Below are 21,665 nucleotides of genomic sequence, written 5' to 3'. Positions count from 1 at the left end.
CTCTTCCTCCTACACTTATTACATAGTTATCTAATAATCAATATCCTATACCTATAACTCGAGAAATAAATTAAATATAATTTCCCACTTAATAATATACATTATATTCAAAATAATCAAGTTATTTTTTACAATTTTTATTATTTATCTGCTTCAAAAATCACCCTTTTATTGGTCTCAGAGAAGTCTTCCATGTGTAGAGTTCCCTTCATACCCTTAGTTTTAGGTAATATTTCAACCAGATTTGATATCTGTTCGTCAAAATGTTTTCTTCTGCCAAGCAAAATTTTCACATCTTTTTCATATAACTTTATTGACAGATTGTCTCCGAACTCAATCCTGTTTATCTCAAGTCCGTATTTCTTGATTAATTGCGTGATATTCAATGTCAATTCAAATACTTCAGCATTTTTAGCTGCGATTGGCTTGTTAAATACGGCAGTATCGTAGATTATCCCTGTAACTACCGGTATATTGTCCTTTTCTTTAGGAATGCTCCCTACCATAATACCATCCTTGTCAAAGCAGATAAATTCTCCCATAAAAGGCAGACAGCCTACCACCTCTTTTTCTGTTGTATCAATCACTATACTGTGAAGCCCCGTAAGGTCCACATCAATCTCATCCACAAATGGAATCGTTATGCTTTTATCATATTTAAGCCTCAAGTACGTGAGTATGGTGTTTCCTTTTACATAGTACTTCTTTAATTCATCCTTAAGCTTGTCATCTGTATAGTATATATTTCCCTTTACCTTTACTTCCTTAAGTCCGGAAGCCATCACAAGACCACCCGCTGCCAGTATAAGAAAGAAAATGATGATAAGAGCCACCTTTATCTTATTGCGCATATCTTCTCCTGCTGATTTTATCTTGTTCCATGGTTTATGCTTCTTTGCCTTGGTCTCACATTATTTACGTTATTATAGGCTGAAGTCTTGCCGGTAAGCAGGCTGTTCTTATATTCTATCTGGCGTGATATATTTAAGAACACTCCTATCTCAAAGAGCATAATGATAACCGCTGTTCCACCAAAGCTGATAAACGGAAGGATAACACCTGTGGAAGGAATAACATTGGTTACAACCAATATATTAAGTACCACCTGAATGGCAATCTGAGACATTATCCCCACTCCAACCAGGGCGCCGAACCTGTCTTTTGCATTCATAATCACTATGAACATCCTATAAAGTATGAGCCCAAACAGCACTATTACCGCTATCCCGCCAAATATGCCAAATTCCTCACATACTATGGTAAATATCATATCATTATATGCTTCAGGAACCCTGCCATACTTCTGCTCACTTCCGCCAAGCCCTTTGCCAAAAAGCCCTCCTGAGGCTATCGCATATAGTCCCTGAAGTATCTGCTGTCCTTTTTCGCTCGTCTCAACATTGGCTTGTATTTCCAACCTGGCACTTCTATATCCTCCAAGGAGCTTTACCACAGCCTTTATAGAAGCCGCCATTATGCCTGCAAGCACCAGATAAGGCAATGTCTTTTTAGCATTTACAAATATAACACAGCCATATATTCCTGCAACTATTATAGCCGCACTGAGGTTTTCTTTTGCAATAAAGCCTAACAAAGGCAGTACATAAACAATTGCCCAAAAGAATCCTCCCGGCGTATTTATCTTTCCCGGCTTTCTCTGGCAGATATATGCTCCAAATACAATGACTACAAACTTTGCAAATTCAGACGGCTGAAATGACAAACCGCCCACATCTATCCACCTCCTTGCGCCATTATTTATAGGTGCAAAGAAGCTTGTGTAGCCCTGAAGAGCTGTCATGGCAAAGAGCATTATCCAAGGAAGTGAAATAACAAAGGAATTTCTTCCAAGCAGTCCTCTTAAGAACCTTGGCATAGGAAGCCTTACTCTAAACTTTAGCCATCTATAGTCTGCAAATGAGAACAGAATCATAAAAATGAAGCCAATCCCGATAGTAATTAACTGTCTTTTTAAGAAATAAGTTGATTCAAGATTCTTGCTTTTTGCTATGTATGCACTTGCGCTATAGATGATAATAAGGCCTATGGAGCAGGCAAAAAGAATCAGGAAGGTAAGGTTAAAATCATAATATCTTATACCAATTCTTTTTTTCTTAGTATCTGCTGCCGCAGTCTTCTTACCTTTCGCCACTTTTCCCATAGCATCACCAACCATTTCTATTATCTACTATAATGCAATAAAACCTATAAAACAACAGAGTATAGTTACTACGGTAAACATCGCAACCACCCTTGTCTCTTCAAAGCCTGAAAGCTCAAAATGATGATGTATAGGTGACATCTTAAATATTCTCTTACCGTGAGTAATCTTAAAATAGCTAACCTGAATCATAACCGAAAGTATCTCAGCAAGATATATAAAGGCCACTATTATAATGAATAAAGGGACTTTTAGCATAAATGCCTCTGCAGCCACAAAGCCTCCAAGAGCCAAAGAGCCGGTATCTCCCATAAATACCTTAGCAGGGTATGTATTAAAGATTAAGAAGCCAAGCAGGGTTCCTATCATTATCATAGCTGTAAGGTAAACAGGTGATTCAATCCTTAATGAGAATATTGCAAAAAACATTGCTATAACAACAGTTACCGAGGTTGCAAGTCCATCCAGTCCGTCAGTAAAGTTGGCACCGTTTACAGTACCTAATACTGCGATAAATACAAAAGGAACAAATAGTATACCAAGGTTCCAAACCACCTGTCCTCCTGTAAAAGGTATAATAATCTGTGTAAGTTCAGGATAATCATTCATAATCACATAGGCAAAATATCCTGTGAGCACTATCTGAAGTCCAAGCTTCTGCCAAGCCCTTAGTCCTAAGGAGCGTTTTTTGGCAAGCTTAATAAAGTCATCCAAAAATCCTATAAACCCAAATCCGACTGTAAGTAAAATAACAGGAAAAATCTGAGATTCATTTAACATATATGCAAGCGATGAAACTGTAAATGCAGCAAGCATAACTATTCCACCCATTGTAGGAGTCCCTGCCTTCTTCAAATGGCTTTCAGGGCCTTCCCCCCTTATGAACTGACCGAACTTCATCCTATGAAGTATAGGAATGAATATAGGGCATAGAAGCACTGTAAGCGCAAATGAAATAAATGCAGGTAAAAATATCTCAATTGAAAACATAATGTCTACTCCTTAGTTTTTTCAGGATATATTCCAAGTACCTTAAATACATTTTCAGCAACCTTCTTAGCAAGTGCGGATGCAATGCCGTTAGCAGTCTGATCCTTAACCTTAGGCTGGTCTACAACGACATAGACCACAACCTGAGGATTATCATAAGGGGCACAGCCAATAAAAGAAATCACGTAGTTGGTATCTGATCTTACAAGCTTTCCATTGATATTGTCAAGCTTTTGGGCAGTACCCGTTTTACCAACCATCTTGTACCCTTCAGACTTTGCCCTCCAGCCTGAACCCTGTTCTACCGTCTCATAAAGTGCCTTCTGTATGAACTCTGATGTATCCTTTGTTACAGTCTTTTTCATAACTACAGGCTCTTTTTTCTCTACCACCACTCCGTTGTCATCCACTAGTTCCTTAACAAGATGTGGTTTGTAATAAGTCCCGCCATTTATAAGGGACGAGAAGCCTGCAGCCATCTGAATCATGGTAACAGACACACTCTGTCCAAAGCTGCTGGTAGCAAGCTCTACAGGATTAAGCTGTGCTTCATTGTATACCAGGCCCGTTGTCTCTCCCGGGAAATCTATACCTGTTCTGCTTCCTATACCAAATATGTCCTGATACCTGGCAAAATCCTTCCTACCAAGCTTCCTTACTATCTGCATCATTGTAACATTGCAGGACTGTTCAATGCTCTGAGACAATGTAATCATACCATGTCCGTCTCTTTTTGCACAGCGGATTTTTCTATCCATTACTATCTCATAGCCCTTACAGTAGAACTGCTGCTTCTTCTTTACTACATTTTCTTCAAGACAGGCCGCCACCGTAAAAGGCTTAAAGGTAGAACCGGGCTCATATATGTCACTGGTACAGTAATTTTTCCATATATTGCTTAGCTCTTCAAGCTTTTTATCATCGCTCATAGCATCAATTTCTTTTTGACTGAAATACCCTGTAAGGTCTCTGGGATTATTGAGGTCATAGCCTTTGTTTGATGCCATTACGTAGATTTCACCGTTATTTGGATTCATCAAGATTATACCTACGTTTTCAGCTCCCTCAGTCTTTTGATAATCAGCAATTATATCTTCGGTCATCTTTTGTGCATCGGAGTCTATCGTAGTGACTACATTTAAGCCATTCTTGGCTTCAACTTCAGTTTCTTCCAGTTCCATATTGGAGTTGAAGTAACCGTATCTTACGCCGTTTTTGCCATTTAGCTTAGAATTATAATATCCCTCAAGTCCCCATTCTGCCATATCTCCTGAGTATGTAAATCCTATCACATCACTGGCTACCGTCTTTAGAGGATAAGTCCTTTTATAGTAGCTCTCAAAGTTGTAGCCTACAACAATGTCGTTTGCCGTATCCGCTTTTTCGTTTTTTGTATTTCTCTTGTTATACTCATTTACCGCCGCTATAAATTTTTCCTTTTCATCATAGCTTACTTCTTTTTTTATAACCTGATACATAGACTCAGGATTGTTATCAATTATCTTGTTTAGTTCATCCTGAGATACGCCGAAATATTCACTTGCAAACTTAACTGTAGGTGCCCTGTAGTCATCTTCTTTTGAAAGTATGATTTTAGGCTCTAAAACAAAATTATACACCAAGACAGACTTGGCAAAAGCGACCCCACGTCTGTCAGATATATCTCCTCTTTTGGCTATAATCGGGTTGCTGCTGTATGTCTGCTGGGCAAGGTATTTTTTCTTATAGCCCTCTCCCTTTCCCTGTGCAACATAAATAACTGCAAGAGAAGCACCTATTAGTCCCAACGCAAAAAAAGCGGACGTTAACACTATCTTACCCTTAACTGTCATCCCGCTTTTTTTACGGACATTCTTTCTGCCTGTAGTTCTTCTTCTTCCATTATTAGCTCTTGTTGCCATTATAACTCCTATCCGGCATTTACTACTCTTAAAATTCTCTCAATCAGGCTAAGTGCCTCATTGCCCTTCAAATCGCCATACTGCCTTACATATCCGTTAGTTACGCTCTTGTACGTAATAATCTGGTTTTCATAAGGATATACCATACCATATTTCTCTATCGCTGTCTTTCTTATCTTCTCCAAATCAATGTTGCTGTAGAGAGTATTCTCGGTATTGTCATTGGCTATCTTTAGGCTGTCCGCCTCTCTTGATATCGCTCTGGTTGAGAGCTCAGTCTGCTTTATGTCATTATATACTCTAATGTATCCTACACAGACAACAACAAGCAAGGCAGCCACTATCATCATGCCTGCAAAGCCTAAAAAGTCTATAGAAGGTGCATACCTCATTTTAGCATATCTTTGTGGCTTTTGTTTAGGCTGTTTTTCTACCTGTGGCTGCTCCTTAGGCAGATATCTTCTTTTAGGAAGCGCACTGCTCCTTACATTTAATGCCATAGAACCACTTGTTAGATTCCTGTTTCTTCTTACTTTTCTTTTTTCACTCATTAGATTCCCTCTTTCTTGCAAAGATTCTAAGTTTCGAACTCTTCGCTCTCGAATTCCATTTCATCTCTTCTTCAGAAGGCACTATCGGCTTTCTTGAAGCAACAAATCCTTTTGACTTTTTACCACAAACGCAAACCGGAAAATCAGGCGGGCAGGTACAAGGTGATTCTGCCCGTCTAAAAGCTGATTTTACTATCCTGTCCTCAAGTGAGTGGAAGGTAATTATAGCAATCCTTCCATTGTCTGATAGTATATCAATCATGCCTTCAATTGAATCTTCCAGTACTCCAAGCTCCCTGTTTAGCTCGATTCTGATAGCCTGAAAAGTCCGCTTTGCAGGATGTCCTCCGGTAGCCCTATATTTCATTGGTATAGCTGATTTAATAATATCAGCCAGCTCTCCTGTTGTTTCTATCGGTTTTCCTTCCCTAAAAGCTGCTATTTTAGAGGCTATCTTAGATGCAAACTTATCTTCGCCATATTCTTTTATAATACGGGTAAGTTCTTCCTTGCTATAGTAGTTTACTATATCCCTGGCTGTCTTTTCCTGTCTAGTGTCCATCCTCATATCAAGGGGAGCATCTTCCATATATGAAAAGCCTCTCTCCGCGTTGTCTAACTGGTATGAGGATACTCCAAGGTCAAGCAAAATACCGTCAACCTCACTTATCCCAAGTCCATTCAGAATGTTTATCGTCTGTGCATAATTGCTTCTTACAATGGTTACCCTGTCCTTAAACTCTGCAAGCCTTTCTCCCGCTGCCTTTATGGCCGCTTCATCCTGGTCTATGCCTATAAGCCTTCCACCAGCTGTCAGACGCTTTGCTATCTCATAGGAATGACCGCCGCCGCCAAGAGTTCCATCCACGTATACACCATTAGGCTTTATGTCAAGGCCATGAATAACCTCATCTAACATTATAGGAATATGCTTAAATTCAAATTCATCTTCCATAAACATATGCCTCCTTTTAATTTCTATGCCCAGGTTATACGGTGTATATGTGGAAAATACCTCATAGCCTGTGATACAGGATTGCTACAGCTGCGCTTTTGGAGCTTGCAACTGGTTTTTATGCTTTTGGCACTTGTATCACTACATAAAGTTTAGGTTAAATTCCGCCAGCTGCTCTGCTATATCATTGATATCGCCAAGTTCTGAAGTGTTCTTGTCCCAAAGTGCTTTATCCCATAATTCAATTTTACCCATCATACCGACTATCATAACATTTTTACTGATGCCTGTTCTCTCCCTAAGATTGGCAGGCAAAAGAGTCCTACCCTGTTTGTCTATCTCACTTTCAACGGCAGCAGAGAGGAAGTATCTCTGTAATTCCCTGCTCTTATGCCCCCCGGGAAGTGCAGCAAGCTGCTCAACAAAGCTTTCCCATTTATTCATGGGATACATATATAGGCATCCGTCAAGACCAAAAGTGATGATGAATTTTTCGCCCAGTTCTTCTCTGAACTTGGAAGGAACTATGATTCTGCCCTTATTATCTACTGTATGCTCGTACGAACCCGTAAACATAAGAACACCTCCTCCCTTTCACACCACTTCATGATATTTATCGCCACTTTGCTCCACTTTTGTTACATTTTATAATAAATTTTATTTTTTTGCAACGATACACATGTTCTGTTATTCTCTTTTTAAAATACAAAAAAAGCCCCCAATTCCCCATTTTATGGGATTTTGAAGGGCTTTTAGCCTTAAAAACATTCTAAAATTTTTTTATTTTTTCTTTAATGTTACTCTCTTATAGATAATTAAACCCAAACTTGTAACAAACAATGCAAAGGCAAGTACCTGAGATACAGCTATGCCTGTGTCTCCAAGAGTCAGCTGGTCTGTCCTTAAGCCTTCTATAAAAGCTCTGCCCAGGCCATATCCTCCCATATACATAAGAAAAAGCTCACCGTCAAACTTCTTATGTTTGGTATAAAGCAGTATACATATAAGAAGAATCAGATTCCATACTGACTCATATAAAAATGTCGGATGAACCTGAATGAAGCCAACATAGTTGCCTTCTTCTGCCATCTCTAACATCTTTTTGGTAATAGCATTCTGGTTCACATCATAAGTCGAGAGCCTCATTGCAAAGAGGTTGTTCGTATAGTCTCCAAAGGCCTCCCTATTAAAGAAGTTACCCCACCGCCCTATAATCTGACCTGTAAGCAGACCCACGCAGGCAGTATCAGCAAGCAGGGTAAACTTCATCTTTTTTATCTTCGTATAGACTATGGCAGTAATTATACCTCCTATGACACCACCATAGATGGCAAGTCCGCCCGCTCTTAGGTTAAACACCTGTATGATGTCATCCTTATAATCGTCCCAGGAAAAGACTACATAGTATATCCTTGCACCTATTATGGAAACTACGACAGCATACATTGCAAAGTCAAGATATACTTCCTTGTCCTGTCCTGTTCTTGCAGCCTGAAAACTTGCCACAATATAACCCATGGCTATGCCAAGACCGATTATTATTCCGTAAAAAGCTATGTCAAATCTTCCGAATACGGATATGCTCTTGGGAAGATTCTCTATTACTATACCTAGATTTGGAAATGAAATTGTATCTAAAGCAAACATAGTTAATCTCCTTATACATTAAAGCGGAAAAGAACTATGTCACCATCATTCATAACATATTCCTTGCCTTCACTTCTAACAAGTCCCTTTTCTTTGGCTGCGGCCATGCTTCCACAGGCTATAAGATTGTCGTAGCTTACTACCTCTGCTCTGATAAAGCCTCTCTCAAAGTCGGTATGAATCTTGCCTGCTGCCTGCGGAGCCTTGGTACCTGCTTTTATAGTCCAAGCCTTTGTCTCCATCTCGCCGGCAGTTATATAGCTTATAAGTCCTAAGAGCTTGTAGCTGGCTTTTATTAGTTTCTCAAGTCCCGATTCTGAGAGTCCCAAGTCCTCTAAGAAGCTTTTCTTGTCATCATCATCCAGCTCAGAGATTTCCTGCTCTATCTGTGCACATACCACGAACACTTCCGAGCCTTCCTTCTCTGCTATATCCCTTACTTCTTTAACGTACTTATTATTGGCTCCGTCATCTGCAAGGTCATCATCTTTTACATTTGCAGCGTAGATAACAGGCTTAGCAGTAAGAAGGTTGTACTCCTCAAAGAACTTCTCTTCATCATCATCTTCTCTGACAAATGCCTTTGCCAGGTTGCCCGCTTCAAGGAAGGCCATAAGCCTTACTATCATATCAAGCTCTTTTTTGTACATCTTATCGGCACTAACCGACTTTGCTACCCTGCTTTTCCTTCGTTCAAGCACTTCGATATCTGCAAATATAAGCTCAAGATTGATAGTCTCTATGTCTCTTGTAGGCGAAATAGAGCCTTCTACGTGAACAATATTGGCATCTTCAAAGCATCTAACCACGTGAACTATGGCATCTACCTCTCTTATATTGGCAAGGAACTGATTGCCAAGTCCTTCACCCTTTGATGCTCCTTTTACAAGTCCTGCTATGTCTACAAACTCTATAGCGGCTGGTACAATCCTGCCTGAGTTATGCATCTTGCCAAGTACATTCAGTCTTTCATCAGGCACGGCAACCACACCAACATTGGGATCTATAGTACAGAAAGGATAGTTGGCTGACTCAGCCCCTGCCTTGGTTAATGAGTTAAATAAGGTACTCTTTCCTACGTTCGGAAGTCCCACAATTCCCAGTTTCATATATGTTGTATCTCCTTACATTCTTTACTCTTCGTATGCACCAGGCATTATTACAGCGGCAATGATGTAGCCTAGGATTCCACTGCCACCAGCCAGGCAAAACAATACCCAAAGCAGCCTTACTACATTGGGATCTATATCAAAATACTCAGCAATTCCTGCACATACGCCAAGCAACATTCTATTGTTGCTTTTAGTTAATCTCTTCATGATATATCGCCTCTTTTCTAAATTAGTACTACAATTGTAACATAACGGCTCAAATTTTTCAATTACTACTAAAGCGCCATTATTCCCAAGCTTTCCATACATCCGGCTGGTATCCAAGAGTAGAGAGCTTTCCGTTTCTTACCACAGGAGTTTTTATTACCTGTTGGTTTTCAAGTATTGTGTTAAGCTTGTCATCATCCGTAGCATATTCTATCCTTGCAAGTGCATCCTTATCTTTTGCCTCAGGGTTTAGCATAGAGTCAAAGCCGCCGTTCTTCTCAGCTACAGAGGTGAATTCTCCTTTGCTCATGCCCTTTTCTTTCATATCCACAAACTGATATTTTATTCCTCTTTCCTTAAAGTATCTCTCTGCCTTTTTAGTATCGTTGCATTTTTTAGTTCCAAAAATCTGTATATTCATAGTCCTTCTCCTTATCACAGTTTCAAGTTTATCCTAACAAAGTATGAGGAAATTTACAAGTTTAGATATAAATATTTTATAAATACTACAGGTGTTGAAATCTTGTATTAATCGATAATAGCGCTTATAATTACATTAGTTGGTATCAAAAGAATTGTATACCTGTATCATTATATGATATAGGTGTTAAGAGTATTTGACACCTGTATCATTATTTAATATGCATAAAACCACAGAAAGGAACATATGAGAAATATAGATTTGCACGTACATTCTAATTATTCCGATGGTTCAGAAACCACTGAGGAGCTGGTAAAACTGGCTACGAAAGCAAACCTTGCCGCCTTTGCGCTTACTGACCACGATACAACTGACGGCTACAAGTCCTTATCAGAGGCTGCAAGCAGGTATAATGCAGGGCTTCCAAAGGATGAACAGCTGGAGGTGCTTCCCGGAGTTGAAATCTCCGCCGCCTACAAGAATGGAGATATCCATATCTTAGGTCTTTTGGTTGAGCCTGACAATGATGAGTTCAATGCCTTACTTAAAGTAGCTGAAAAGGAGAGAATAGCAAGAAATATAAAAATGGTTGAAAACCTGAAGAATGCAGGGCTGCCTATATCCTATGAAGAAATAGTTGCGGCCTCGCCTGATTCAATAATAACCAGAGCTCATTTTGGAAAATACCTGGTAGAAAAAGGAATAGTAAAGGATTATCCATCTGCCTTCGAGCTATATCTGGGAGATAATACGCCTTACTACGTAGCAAGAAAGTTTACCACACCAAAAGACGCTATAGAGGGCATAATAAAGGCCGGCGGCGTACCTGTCCTTGCCCATCCTATCATCTATAGGCTCCCTATTCCTGAGCTTGAGGCTCTTGTAGATACGCTTAAGGGCTATGGCCTAAGAGGAATTGAGACTATATATTCAAGCCACAGCAAGCAGGATGAGGACTATGTGAGAGGCCTTGCCAAGAGAAAAGGTCTCTTAATCACAGGTGGTTCTGACTTTCACGGAAAACCAAAGCCTGCTATTAGCATTGGCGTTGGAAGGGGAAACCTTAGAATCCCTTATTCAATACTTGACAACTTAAGAGAGGAACAAAAGAAGCTTTCTGTACTAAGATAATACTTATTCAGACAAAGAAAACAAATGCATCAGACGGACTATTGCTTACTTTTACGGATTTATTATTTTTAGTACCTGAATAATCTTTAAGTGGCTGCCACACTATAACATCCGGTATAACAAGCTGTTTACATATTTAAGCAAGCTAATCTACGCGGTTTTGTCCCTATGTGGCAGCCACTTTTATTGTCTGAACATACATCAATTTACTATCTTAATCCTAGTTCACGCCTTTAAGGCATTTTCATAGGCACAAAGCACATGACTTGCAAGAACGGAAGTCGTAACTGCCCCTACTCCCCCAGGTACAGGGGTGCAGGCGTAGGCTATACCTTCTATACTGCCTGTATCAACATCTCCACAGAGTTTTCCCTCTTCATCAAGGTTAATGCCTACATCTATGACTACAGCACCGTTTGCTACATATTCCTTATTTATAAATCTTGCCTTACCACAAGAAGCAACAAGAATTTCAGCATTTTTACACGCTTCTTTTACATCCTTTGTACGGCTGTGGCAGACGGTTACAGTCGCATCAAGTCCTATAAAAAGAAGGGCAAGAGGTCTTCCTACCACATTGCTTCTACCTACTATAGTTACCTTTTTGCCACTTATCTCTACCCCCGCATATTTAAGGATTTCAATAACTCCTGCCGCTGTACAAGGTGCAAAGCCGTTCTTGTCTCCTATCATTATCTTGCCAAGGCTTGAGGGGCTAATTGCATCTACATCCTTTGCCTGATTGATAGTACGGATAAGCCTGTCCTCATCAAGATGCTTAGGAAGAGGCCTTAATACCAGGATTCCATCTACCCCATCATCTTTGTTGATTTCATCAAACTTCTCAAAAAAGGTTTCTATAGAAACATTTTCTTCAAACCACAGTTCTTCGTGGGCTATACCCACCATATCCATCCGCTTTATAGCACCTCTTTGGTATGATAGATCATCAGGCCTATCGCCTACTCTTACAATAACAAGCTTAGGCACCCTCTTTCCCTGTTTGATAAGTTCATCCACTCTATCCTTCACTCTCTTACTTATATGTCCCGCAACTTCCTTACCGCTTATAATATTCAAGTCATTTCCCTTTCTCTAAAAAGTCCCACAGTGAAACCACAAATCTCACTGTGGGACAAATATAGTTAATTAAAAATCTGATGAATAATTAGGTGCTTCCTTTGTGATATGGATATCGTGTGGGTGGCTTTCTTTAAGGGATGCAGCAGATATCTTCACAAATTTTCCTGTATCCTGAAGCTTCTTTATATTGTCTGCTCCACAGTAGCCCATACCTGAGCGGATACCGCCTACAAGCTGGAAGATGGTATCTTCTACAAGTCCCTTATAAGCTACTCTTCCTTCTACGCCTTCAGGAACCAGCTTCTTGGCATCTGTCTGGAAATATCTGTCCTTGCTTCCATTTTCCATAGCCGCAATAGAGCCCATTCCACGATATACCTTGTATTTTCTACCCTGATAAAGCTCAAACTCGCCAGGACTCTCATCACAGCCTGCAAAGATTGACCCCATCATACATACGTCTCCACCTGCTGCAAGAGCCTTTACCATATCTCCTGAATACTGGATACCGCCGTCTGCTATTACAGGTATGCCATGCTTTTTGGCTACTTCATATACATTCATTATAGCGGTAATCTGAGGTACACCTATACCTGCAACCACTCTTGTTGTACATATTGAGCCAGGTCCTATACCAACCTTTAGAGAATCTGCTCCTGCTTCAATTAAGTCCCTCGCAGCTTCACCTGTAGCAATGTTTCCTGCTATAATGTCAAGCTCAGGAAAAGCATCCTTAACCATCTTCACGCATCTGATAACATTGGCAGAATGTCCGTGTGCTGAGTCAATAACTATGGCGTCTACCTTAGCATTAACTAAGGCTTCAACTCTCTCTAAGATATTAGCTGTAACACCTACTCCGGCAGCGCATACAAGTCTGTCCTTGGTATCCTTTGCAGAATCAGGATACTTAATCTGTTTTTCTATATCCTTAATTGTAATAAGTCCTGTGAGATTGCCCTCAGCATCCACGATAGGAAGTTTCTCTTTTCTTGCAGACGCAAGAATCTTCTTGGCCTCTTCTAGTGTAATGCCCTCTCTTGCAGTAACAAGTCCTTCACTGGTCATTGATTCTTTTATTTTCTTAGAAAAATCTGTCTCAAACTTCAGATCTCTGTTGGTAATTATACCAACAAGCTTTCTTCCCTCAGTAATTGGCACTCCGGAAATTCTGTATTTAGCCATAACCTCATTGGCATCAGCCAAAGTATGCTCCGGTGACAGAAAAAACGGATCCGTTATGACTCCATTCTCAGATCTCTTAACCTTATCTACTTCCTCTGCCTGACGCTCTATGGTCATATTCTTATGAATAACTCCGATACCTCCCTGTCTTGCCATAGCTATAGCCATTCTGCTTTCGGTAACTGTATCCATTCCTGCACTCATCATAGGGATCTTGAGTTTTATCCTCTTTGTAAGCATGGTTTCAAGGTTAACCTGATTAGGTATAACCTCTGAATAGGAAGGCACTAAGAGCACATCATCAAAAGTAATTCCGTCGCCAATTATCTGTCCCATTTTTTCCTCACTTTCTTTAATCAGTTAGACTGCTGTAATAGTAACTTTTAATACGTTTTTATACTTCTACAAAAAGTATTTCCACACAGTATAATATCAGAAAAAAATACTGTCAAGAAGGAATAAAAATTATTTTTAAAAACTAAAGTGATTAATTATTCTGGGTTAATGATAAGACCTTATTCTTAAGCTCTGCTTCTATTCTTGCCATCTCTACCTCAGCCGCAGCCCTCTTTTCCCTACCTTCCTTCTGAATCTGCATAACTTCATCAAAGGTATTGATAAGGGTTTCATTGGTCTTTGTAAGTGTTTCGATATCTACAATTCCTCTCTCTGATTCCTTAGCAACATCTACAGAAGCCTGATGAAGCATCTCAGCATTCTTTGTGAGGAGCTGATTGGTCATATCATTTACTTCCCTTTCAGCCTTTGCAGCCTGTCCCGCATGCTCTATGCCAAGTGCAAGCGCCATCTGTGTCTTCCATAGAGGTATGGTATTTACAAGAGTTGACTGTATCTTTTCACTCATTACTATGTCATTTTCCTGAACCAGTCTTATCTGTGGAGCCGTCTGCATGGCTACAGTTCTTGTAAGTTCAAGGTCATAGAGCTTTTTCTCAAATCTGGTACACTGAGCGTCAAGGTCTCTAACCGCCTGAGCATCCTCTGGTTTACCGCTTGCAGCCGCCTTTTCCTGTAACGCCTTAAGCTCAGTATTTCTAACCTCATAAAGTCTCTTCTTACCTGCAATTATGTACATGGTAAGCTCTTTAAAATGTGTGAGATTTAACTCATACATCTGGTCAAGCATAGCGGTATCCTTCATAAGAGTAACCTGATGGCTCTCAAGAGCATCGGTAATCTTACCAATATTTACTTCTGCCTTGTCATACTTTGTCTTTAAGACCTGAAGCTTGTTGGTCTGTTTCTTGAAGAAACCGAATATTCCCTTTTCATCATCTTCATTAAAGTTCTTAAGCTCAATAACAACATCCGAAAGAAGCTTTCCTACCTCTCCCATATCCTTGGTTTTAACGTTACCAATAGCTTTTTCTGAAAAATCAGCCATCTTCTTCTGGGCACCCGAACCATACTGTAGTACTACATTTGAGTCCTTGATATTAATCTGTTTTGCAAAATCCTCAACCTGCTTCTTCTCAGCATCTGACAATATATTTTCATCTACACCTGTCGGATTGTTGGCATTGTCTACAACCAACTGATTCTCAGCCTTTGCAGGTTCAAGAGTAAGGCTTGGTGCAGGAGCGGCTTCCTGCTCCAGTGTAAGTGTCGGTGCTGCCACATTTTTAGCATCGGCAGCAAGCTCAGGCATTACATTTTCATTTTCGTTCATAATCTTCTCCTTAATCTGTAATATTATCTATATTTCACTATGGTACTACAAATTATACTCAATCTAGAGCTTTAATTCTATTCCTTTTTCAACCTCATTTTCGTAAGCCTTAGGCACCGTCTGGCTTTCCAGCTTGACCTCATTTGCCTCAGCCTTTGTCCGTGAAAAGCCATCTGAAGCAGTAGTATTTGCTGTATTAGTAAAATCGTTGCCCTTAAGCCCTTCTCTCTTTAGCATGGCATTAAGCACAGACACATCACTTGATATATCCCAGGCAGTATCCTTATAGAGGTCATCAAGAAGCTTGCTGAATGCATCGTTTAAGCTGTCGAGTACATTTTCAATCTCTTTTTTGGATTTATCGATATTTTCCACCTTTACAGGCTGTTCATCCATTTCAGCATAGGCTGTGAGCAGCTTTATTGTCATAGGAAGATAATACTTCATAAGCTGTTTTATATCATCTACACTGCTTGGATGCTCCTCAACCCTGCTTAGTATCCTGCCTGTAATATCTTCTATCTTAAATATCTTATTTGATACTTCCACTCCCGGGATTCTGTCATTTAAGTGGCTTATCTGGGCGAGATACTTCTTGCCCTGTTCAAGAGTTTCCTTTACCTCTGCACTAATATTTTGCTCATTTGCAGGCTTATTGGCACTTAATTCCCTGTCTATTTTAAGTCTCTCTTCATAGTCAAGCTGAGTTTTCTGGTATAGGGCATAGGTTTCATTGGTAGATATGAAGGTAGTTTCACTCTTATCTATATGACCTTCCTTAAACCATCTGTTTCTAATCATCTTCCTAAGGCGCTTCAATGTCTTATCCTTTGATTCGCCCGTTTCCTGCATAAGGTCCTCTATCTTGGCATAGGATTTGTTGTCAGATAGATTAAGTATCTTTTGATAATTCTTAAATACCAGGCGGTCTTTAAGGGTATTTACACCTGTCATAAGCCATAACCAGGACAGGCCTAACAATCCCGCACACACCGCTGTTCCCATAGGTGTGCCATCAAATGCTGCTCCTAGGGTTGCTATTGCTGTTCCAAAGGTTGCAATACCTCCAAATATAGCGTTTGCCATACCTTTACCAAAGAGCTGATTGTCCGATACGTATAGCTTTGCATTGGAAGGAACTATAGCGTTTTTATTTGTAGGACGGCTGATTCTGTCCTGATAATTCTTATCCACCTCAACGGTATTGCCACCCAGGTTTACCTTTACCGTCTTATTCCTTGCTTCTCTTAGTCCTCTGCTTAAGGCATCTTCAAATGTATGTGAAGCATCCCTTATAATATTGTTAATATCTCTTCCGAGTGAATTATAGTTACCTGAATCAATGGCTTTTTGAATAACATCATTGATTCCGCCTCCAAATTCATCCCATTTATTGCTGCTCATAATCTTCTCCTAATAATATAATCTACAAACTTACCTCAAATTATCCGTGAAACGCCTTGTAAAAGAGTCATATAGTATGAATAATCCGGGTTATTCGTATTATTATTCTAAATGCTCTTCTCATCTGGAAATTTGTATATGATTAATCTCTCATATCATTATAAATATTTTTTACCTTTACTTCAAGGGCTTTTTATGCTATTCTTCATGTTGCGATGTATCCCTATGGGCTAAGCCTAAATTAGAGGGAATATCAGCAGGAGGAAAAATGAATAGATTAAGCACTAAAACCGCACAATTGGTCGGTATGGGTATACTTACTGCCCTTGTTATAGTTTTGCAAACCTTTGCAAGCGGATTTAAAATTGGAACCTTTTCACCACCACTATCTCTAATCCCAATTATTATGGGTGCGGTGCTCTTTGGTGAACTAGCGGGTGCAATACTTGGACTTGTATTCGGAGTTGTAGTATTATTTGCAGTTATCTCCGGTGCTGAGCCTTTCAGTACTCTTATGCTGCAGTACAACCCGGCTTTTACTGTAGTTATCTGTATATTCAAAGGCTTATTGGCAGGATATGTTTCCGGAATTGTATACAAACTGCTAAAGGGTGTAAACAACGTATTTGCTACGATAGCTGCCTCTGCGACTGCACCTGTTGTAAATACAGGTATATTCTCTGTGGGAATGCTTACCGTGTTTTACCCTCTTCTTGCACAGACTGCAAGTACGGCAGGGGCTGAAAATGTTATATTGTTTTACTTCACTATATTTATAGGAGTTGGCTTCATTTTTAATCTGGCATTTATTGCCATACTGGTACCCGGACTTCTTAGAATAATAAAGATAGTTAGAAAATAAAAAATAAGGCTGTTGCAATCAAGTAAACTGCAATAGCCTTTGTTTTATGCCTACTAACAAATGTCCTACAGGACACTGCAAATTTTATTTTTTCTCGCCACTTTCTGTGTTAGACTGACCTGGTTTCTCTACCTCAACAATAGCTGTCTTCTTCATAGGGATACGGCAGTTCTTGTTGCTTCCAAACTCTACTACAACTATTTCCTCCATGATATCAATGATAACACCGTAGAACCCTCCTGTAGTCAGCACTGAATCTCCAAGCTCGAGGCTGGACATAAGCTCCTGCATCCTCTGCCTTTCCTTCTTCTGTGGCTTGATGCTCATAAAGTACATCATACCACCTACTACCACTACCCAGATAACAATCATAGGAAGCATCGATGCCAATGACTCTCCTCCTGTTGCCGCTCCTGCTGATAAAACTCCAACCATTTTTTCTTCCTCCTAAAATTTATTAAATATTTTACTACATTATAGTGTGTGTGTCAAAAAAATATCAACACTCAGCCTTGTTACTCTCCGGCATTAAATCCTTCAAGCTTGGCCTTTTTATATGCCTGAAATTCGCCTTTTTCTATCGTGGCCCTTATTTCTTCCATCATATTGTTATAGAAGTAAAGATTGTGCATAACCAAAAATCTCATTCCTAGCATTTCGCCAGCTTTAAGCAGATGCCTTATATAAGCTCTTGTATATCTTCTACATACCGGGCAGTCACAGGTACTGTCAAGAGGCCTCTCGTCAAGCTCATACTTTGCATTATTAAGATTCATCTTGCCGTGGTTGGTGTAAGCATGTCCATGTCTGCCATTTCTTGATGGATATACACAGTCAAAGAAGTCCACTCCACGCTCAACACTCTCAAGGATGTTCTCTGGTGTGCCAACACCCATAAGGTAAGTAGGCTTATTTTCAGGGAGATAAGGAACTACAGTCTCAAGAGTCTTATACATCTCCTCGTGAGTCTCTCCTACAGCAAGTCCACCGATGGCATAACCCGCCAAATCCATAGCTGTAATTCTCTTGGCATTTTCTATCCTTATGTCACTGTAGACACCACCCTGATTGATACCAAAGAGCAATTGCTCCTTGTTGATTGTATCAGGCAGACTGTTGAGTCTGTTTAGCTCATTTTTACATCTAAGGAGCCATCTCTCAGTCCTAGCCACTGACTCTAACATGTATTTTCTCTCGCAGGGAAGTCCCGGACATTCGTCAAAGGCCATTGCTATGGTAGATGCGATATTGGACTGAATCTGCATACTTTCCTCAGGTCCCATAAATATCTTTCTGCCATCTATATGGGAGCTAAACTTCACTCCCTCTTCCTTTATCTTACGCAGTTTAGCCAGTGAAAACACCTGAAATCCACCCGAATCAGTTACAACAGGCTTATCCCACACCATAAACTTATGGATGCCTCCAAGCTTCTTTATTACCTCATCACCGGGTCTTAGATGCAGGTGATAGGTGTTAGATAGTTCAACCTGAGTTTTAAGGTTCTCTAAGTCTTCAGTAGATACGGCTCCCTTGATAGCCGCTGCAGTGCCCACATTCATAAAAACAGGAGTCTGTATCACTCCGTGTACAGTGGTAAACTCCCCTCTCTTGGCTGAACCATCTTTACATAAAAGACGATACATAATATTTCCTTTCAAACTGTTCTCTAAAACATACAGACTTTATTATAATATGCGCTCAGAGTTATTTCAATAGAAAATTATAACATCTTATAAGTTTTATATATAACTGCTCATCAAAAACAACTGGATTTTATAAGTAAATTTGCTTATACTAATAAATATGTTCAATGCTATGGGCATATCCGAAATGACCCCATGGTAAAGTGACGTATTGTCCATTTTTGTTATAAATATTTACACCTAAAAGGAGAAACTATGAGTGAATTAAAACAGGGAACAAAATGCGTGCAGGCTGGCTATACACCTAAGAATGGTGAGCCAAGGCAGGTGCCTATAATACAGTCAACCACTTTTAAGTATGATTCCTGCGAGGCTATGGGAAAGCTATTTAACCTTGAAGCAAGCGGATATTTTTACAGCAGGCTTCAGAATCCTACCAACGACCACGCCGCTTCTAAGATAGCTGAACTTGAGGGAGGTGTAGCGGCCATGCTTACTTCATCCGGTCAGGCTGCCAACTTCTTTGCTATCTTTAATATCTGTGAGGCAGGCGGGCACCTCGTCTGCTCATCATCTATATATGGCGGCACCTATAACCTTATAGGAGTTACCCTTCCAAAGATGGGAATAGAAGTTAGCTTCGTATCTCCTGATGCAACTGAGGAAGAGCTTAATGCTGCATTTAAGCCAAATACCAAATTAGTATTTGGAGAAACTCTTGCAAACCCAGCACTATCAGTGCTTGACATAGAGAAATTTGCTAAAGTTGCCCATAGCCACGGTGTACCACTCATCGTAGACAATACCTTCCCTACACCTATCAACTGTCAGCCAATCAAGTGGGGAGCAGACATAGTTACTCATTCTACCACAAAGTACATGGACGGACATGGAAGCGGCGTAGGTGGAGCCATAGTAGATGCCGGAAACTTTGATTGGATGGCTCATGCTGACAAATTCCCAGGACTTTGCACCCCTGATGAGTCTTACCATGGCATAGTTTATGCCACACAGTTTGGTAAAGGCGGTGCATATATAACTAAGGCAACTGTACAGCTTATGAGGGACCTGGGCTCTATCCAGTCACCTCAGAACTCCTTCTTAGTTAACCTTGGACTCGAGTCTCTACATGTCCGTATGAGGGAGCACTCTAAAAACGGTCTGGCTGTTGCAGAATTTCTAGCAAAGCATGAGAAGGTACAAAAAGTAAACTATCCGGGACTAAAGACTGATACATACCACTCTTTGGCTGAAAAATATATGCCTAACGGCTGCTCAGGTGTAGTTTCATTTGAGATTAAAGGCGGTAGAGAAGCTGCTGAAAAGTTTATGACAAGTCTTAAGCTTATTGCGATAGAGACACATGTTGCTGATGCAAAGAGCTGCTGCCTCTGCCCATCAATAACCACACATCGTCAGCTATCTGACGAACAGCTTGTAGAGGCAGGCGTATCTGCAGGACTTGTTAGAGTATCCTTAGGTATAGAGGATGCGGAAGACCTTATAGAAGATATCAGACAGGCACTTGAGGCATAATAAACTTAAAACTAATAGGGCTATTTAATCGAGTAGGAGGGGTGGCTAACCGCCGTCCTCTCACAGCACTGTACGTACGGTTCTCGTATACAGCGTTTTTGGTAGTTGACGTGCACAGACTGATAGGCTGTGGCTAAATCATAAAGGCCACTGTTTATCAGTCTTTCTTTTGTCTTTGCCATATTTATAGCAACTGTATGTGTTGTAAACCAATAGCCACGTCTGTTATTTGCCGCTTTCCATGCCAGGTCTTTAGGAACGCCCATTACCCTGAGATTTCTGTATCTAGTTCGCACACGTTTCCATTGTTTCCATATACACATACGTATTCTGTGATAGAGCCATCCGTTGACATCATTCATGTTGCACTTCATACTTGCTATTCCATAGTAGTTAAGCCATCCTCTTGCATAAACCTTGATTCTTTCTAGGCTCGGCTTGATTGACTGACAGCACTTACGGGAAGAAAGCTCTTTCAGTTTCGACTTAAACTTATCCTATGACTTTGCATGAACTCGGACATATGTTCCACTTTTGTTCCTTCCCAATGCAAAGCCAAGGAATTTAAAATTTCGGATTGCAAATACGCTGACAGTACGGCTTTTCTCTCTGTTCACTGTAAGTTTCAGCTTATCCTCGAGATACCTTGTACTGCTCTCTAAGAGTCTCTCTGATGCCTTCCTACTTTTCGCAAGAAGCACTATGTCATCTGCATATCTTATGCATGGGACACCTCTTTTTAAGAACTCCCAGTCGAATTCATTGAGGTAGAATAACCTCATATGAGATTTCTGTTCGTCAGACCAGAGATTTGCCCATGAGTTAGTATCTTCCTCATATCCAGCTTCCTTCAGATTCGAGGTCACACTCGACACCCTTGCTTTCGGCGCATCCTTCACACTACCGGGCGGATTCGGGACTTTAACCCGTTAGAAACGTGCGCCGCTTTTTTTATATCAATTCTTGAACATGATTTACATTAACCGCGAGGAGAAAGACGATAATCCCGAACACCAGATAAATATACCATAGCAATGTTAATTAAAGCTTCCTTCTTTTCATCTCTGAAATCCATATGATATATAAACACAAAGCTATCTCATTATTTGCTTGTTATAGTTCTATAAATCTAGTATTTATACCTAATCTAAATATCCAAAAACTCATAAGGCTTTTCCGAAAG

The 21,665-nt window shown here is 40.2% G+C and carries 20 protein-coding genes and 1 pseudogene; 3 read left to right on the top strand and 18 right to left on the bottom strand.

What is annotated here, in order from left to right; translation table 11 throughout:
* Positions 1-140 precede the first annotated feature (140 nt).
* The 11 genes from ACO6HM_RS08750 to ACO6HM_RS08700 all read right to left on the bottom strand — a co-directional run bounded on the left by ACO6HM_RS08750 (position 141) and on the right by ACO6HM_RS08700 (position 9,945).
* Complete coding sequence (locus ACO6HM_RS08750) at positions 141-851, bottom strand: cell division protein FtsQ/DivIB (RefSeq protein ID WP_208429061.1); 711 nt, start codon at positions 849-851, stop codon at positions 141-143.
* A gap of 17 nt (positions 852-868) precedes the next feature.
* Entirely contained in the window at positions 869-2,161 is a 1,293-nt protein-coding gene (locus tag ACO6HM_RS08745) for an FtsW/RodA/SpoVE family cell cycle protein (RefSeq protein ID WP_485390678.1), read from the bottom strand.
* A gap of 27 nt (positions 2,162-2,188) precedes the next feature.
* The gene (mraY, locus tag ACO6HM_RS08740) at positions 2,189-3,151 is read right to left on the bottom strand and encodes a phospho-N-acetylmuramoyl-pentapeptide-transferase (RefSeq protein WP_485390677.1); all 963 of its coding nucleotides are present in this window, start codon (positions 3,149-3,151) and stop codon (positions 2,189-2,191) included.
* A gap of 5 nt (positions 3,152-3,156) precedes the next feature.
* A complete protein-coding gene (locus tag ACO6HM_RS08735) occupies positions 3,157-5,052 on the bottom strand; it encodes a peptidoglycan D,D-transpeptidase FtsI family protein (RefSeq protein ID WP_485390676.1) in 1,896 nt (631 codons plus the stop codon).
* A gap of 8 nt (positions 5,053-5,060) precedes the next feature.
* Entirely contained in the window at positions 5,061-5,603 is a 543-nt protein-coding gene (locus ACO6HM_RS08730; RefSeq protein WP_485390675.1) for a hypothetical protein, read from the bottom strand.
* The gene (gene rsmH / locus ACO6HM_RS08725; protein ID WP_485390674.1) at positions 5,596-6,558 is read right to left on the bottom strand and encodes a 16S rRNA (cytosine(1402)-N(4))-methyltransferase RsmH; all 963 of its coding nucleotides are present in this window, start codon (positions 6,556-6,558) and stop codon (positions 5,596-5,598) included. Before rsmH ends, ACO6HM_RS08730 begins: the two co-directional genes overlap by 8 nt.
* 141 nt (positions 6,559-6,699) lie before the next feature.
* Positions 6,700-7,134 (bottom strand): division/cell wall cluster transcriptional repressor MraZ, encoded by a 435-nt coding sequence (mraZ, locus tag ACO6HM_RS08720; protein ID WP_485373512.1) that lies wholly within the window; start codon positions 7,132-7,134, stop codon positions 6,700-6,702.
* Between the two features lie 204 nt (positions 7,135-7,338).
* Positions 7,339-8,205, bottom strand: coding sequence for a prolipoprotein diacylglyceryl transferase (gene lgt, locus ACO6HM_RS08715; protein WP_485390673.1), 867 nt, complete (start codon positions 8,203-8,205; stop codon positions 7,339-7,341).
* Positions 8,206-8,216: 11 nt separating this feature from the next.
* Positions 8,217-9,314 carry a redox-regulated ATPase YchF gene (gene ychF / locus ACO6HM_RS08710; RefSeq protein WP_485390672.1) on the bottom strand — a complete coding sequence of 366 codons (1,098 nt, stop codon included), beginning with the start codon at positions 9,312-9,314 and terminating at the stop codon, positions 8,217-8,219.
* Positions 9,315-9,338: 24 nt separating this feature from the next.
* Positions 9,339-9,524, bottom strand: coding sequence for a PspC domain-containing protein (locus ACO6HM_RS08705; RefSeq protein WP_485390671.1), 186 nt, complete (start codon positions 9,522-9,524; stop codon positions 9,339-9,341).
* Between the two features lie 79 nt (positions 9,525-9,603).
* Positions 9,604-9,945: an arsenate reductase family protein gene (locus ACO6HM_RS08700; protein ID WP_485390670.1), complete on the bottom strand. Its 342-nt coding sequence runs from the start codon at positions 9,943-9,945 to the stop codon at positions 9,604-9,606.
* A gap of 246 nt (positions 9,946-10,191) precedes the next feature.
* On the opposite strand from ACO6HM_RS08700, the gene ACO6HM_RS08695 reads away from it, so the two are divergent.
* Positions 10,192-11,076 carry a PHP domain-containing protein gene (locus ACO6HM_RS08695; RefSeq protein ID WP_485390669.1) on the top strand — a complete coding sequence of 295 codons (885 nt, stop codon included), beginning with the start codon at positions 10,192-10,194 and terminating at the stop codon, positions 11,074-11,076.
* Between the two features lie 225 nt (positions 11,077-11,301).
* Here ACO6HM_RS08695 and ACO6HM_RS08690 read toward each other — a convergent pair whose 3' ends face one another.
* The 4 genes from ACO6HM_RS08690 to ACO6HM_RS08675 form a co-directional block, all read right to left on the bottom strand.
* Positions 11,302-12,156 (bottom strand): bifunctional 5,10-methylenetetrahydrofolate dehydrogenase/5,10-methenyltetrahydrofolate cyclohydrolase, encoded by an 855-nt coding sequence (locus ACO6HM_RS08690; protein WP_485390668.1) that lies wholly within the window; start codon positions 12,154-12,156, stop codon positions 11,302-11,304.
* Positions 12,157-12,225: 69 nt separating this feature from the next.
* Positions 12,226-13,680 carry an IMP dehydrogenase gene (guaB, locus tag ACO6HM_RS08685; protein WP_208429073.1) on the bottom strand — a complete coding sequence of 485 codons (1,455 nt, stop codon included), beginning with the start codon at positions 13,678-13,680 and terminating at the stop codon, positions 12,226-12,228.
* Between the two features lie 151 nt (positions 13,681-13,831).
* Positions 13,832-15,034 carry a toxic anion resistance protein gene (locus tag ACO6HM_RS08680; protein WP_485390667.1) on the bottom strand — a complete coding sequence of 401 codons (1,203 nt, stop codon included), beginning with the start codon at positions 15,032-15,034 and terminating at the stop codon, positions 13,832-13,834.
* A gap of 63 nt (positions 15,035-15,097) precedes the next feature.
* Positions 15,098-16,438 (bottom strand): 5-bromo-4-chloroindolyl phosphate hydrolysis family protein, encoded by a 1,341-nt coding sequence (locus tag ACO6HM_RS08675; protein WP_485390666.1) that lies wholly within the window; start codon positions 16,436-16,438, stop codon positions 15,098-15,100.
* Positions 16,439-16,706: 268 nt separating this feature from the next.
* On the opposite strand from ACO6HM_RS08675, the gene ACO6HM_RS08670 reads away from it, so the two are divergent.
* On the top strand, positions 16,707-17,300 hold the full coding sequence (locus tag ACO6HM_RS08670) for an ECF transporter S component (protein ID WP_485390665.1): 594 nt from the start codon (positions 16,707-16,709) through the stop codon (positions 17,298-17,300).
* An 84-nt stretch (positions 17,301-17,384) separates the two neighbouring features.
* Here the strand turns inward: ACO6HM_RS08670 and yajC are convergent, their stop codons facing one another.
* Together yajC and tgt are read right to left on the bottom strand one after the other, a co-directional pair.
* The gene (yajC, locus tag ACO6HM_RS08665) at positions 17,385-17,681 is read right to left on the bottom strand and encodes a preprotein translocase subunit YajC (RefSeq protein ID WP_485373580.1); all 297 of its coding nucleotides are present in this window, start codon (positions 17,679-17,681) and stop codon (positions 17,385-17,387) included.
* Positions 17,682-17,815: 134 nt separating this feature from the next.
* Entirely contained in the window at positions 17,816-18,946 is a 1,131-nt protein-coding gene (tgt, locus tag ACO6HM_RS08660; protein WP_485390664.1) for a tRNA guanosine(34) transglycosylase Tgt, read from the bottom strand.
* Positions 18,947-19,201: 255 nt separating this feature from the next.
* Here tgt and ACO6HM_RS08655 point away from each other — a divergent pair, with 255 nt between their 5' ends.
* The gene (locus tag ACO6HM_RS08655) at positions 19,202-20,482 is read left to right on the top strand and encodes an O-acetylhomoserine aminocarboxypropyltransferase/cysteine synthase family protein (RefSeq protein ID WP_485390663.1); all 1,281 of its coding nucleotides are present in this window, start codon (positions 19,202-19,204) and stop codon (positions 20,480-20,482) included.
* A gap of 101 nt (positions 20,483-20,583) precedes the next feature.
* On the opposite strand, the pseudogene ACO6HM_RS08650 reads toward ACO6HM_RS08655, so the two are convergent.
* Positions 20,584-21,252, bottom strand: a pseudogene (locus tag ACO6HM_RS08650) (group II intron maturase-specific domain-containing protein); the annotation flags it as partial.
* Positions 21,253-21,665 lie beyond the last annotated feature (413 nt).

This window comes from Catonella sp., assembly GCF_057250765.1.
The sequence above is the reverse complement of the archived record's forward strand: the minus strand, read 5'-3'. Positions and strand labels throughout refer to the sequence as shown.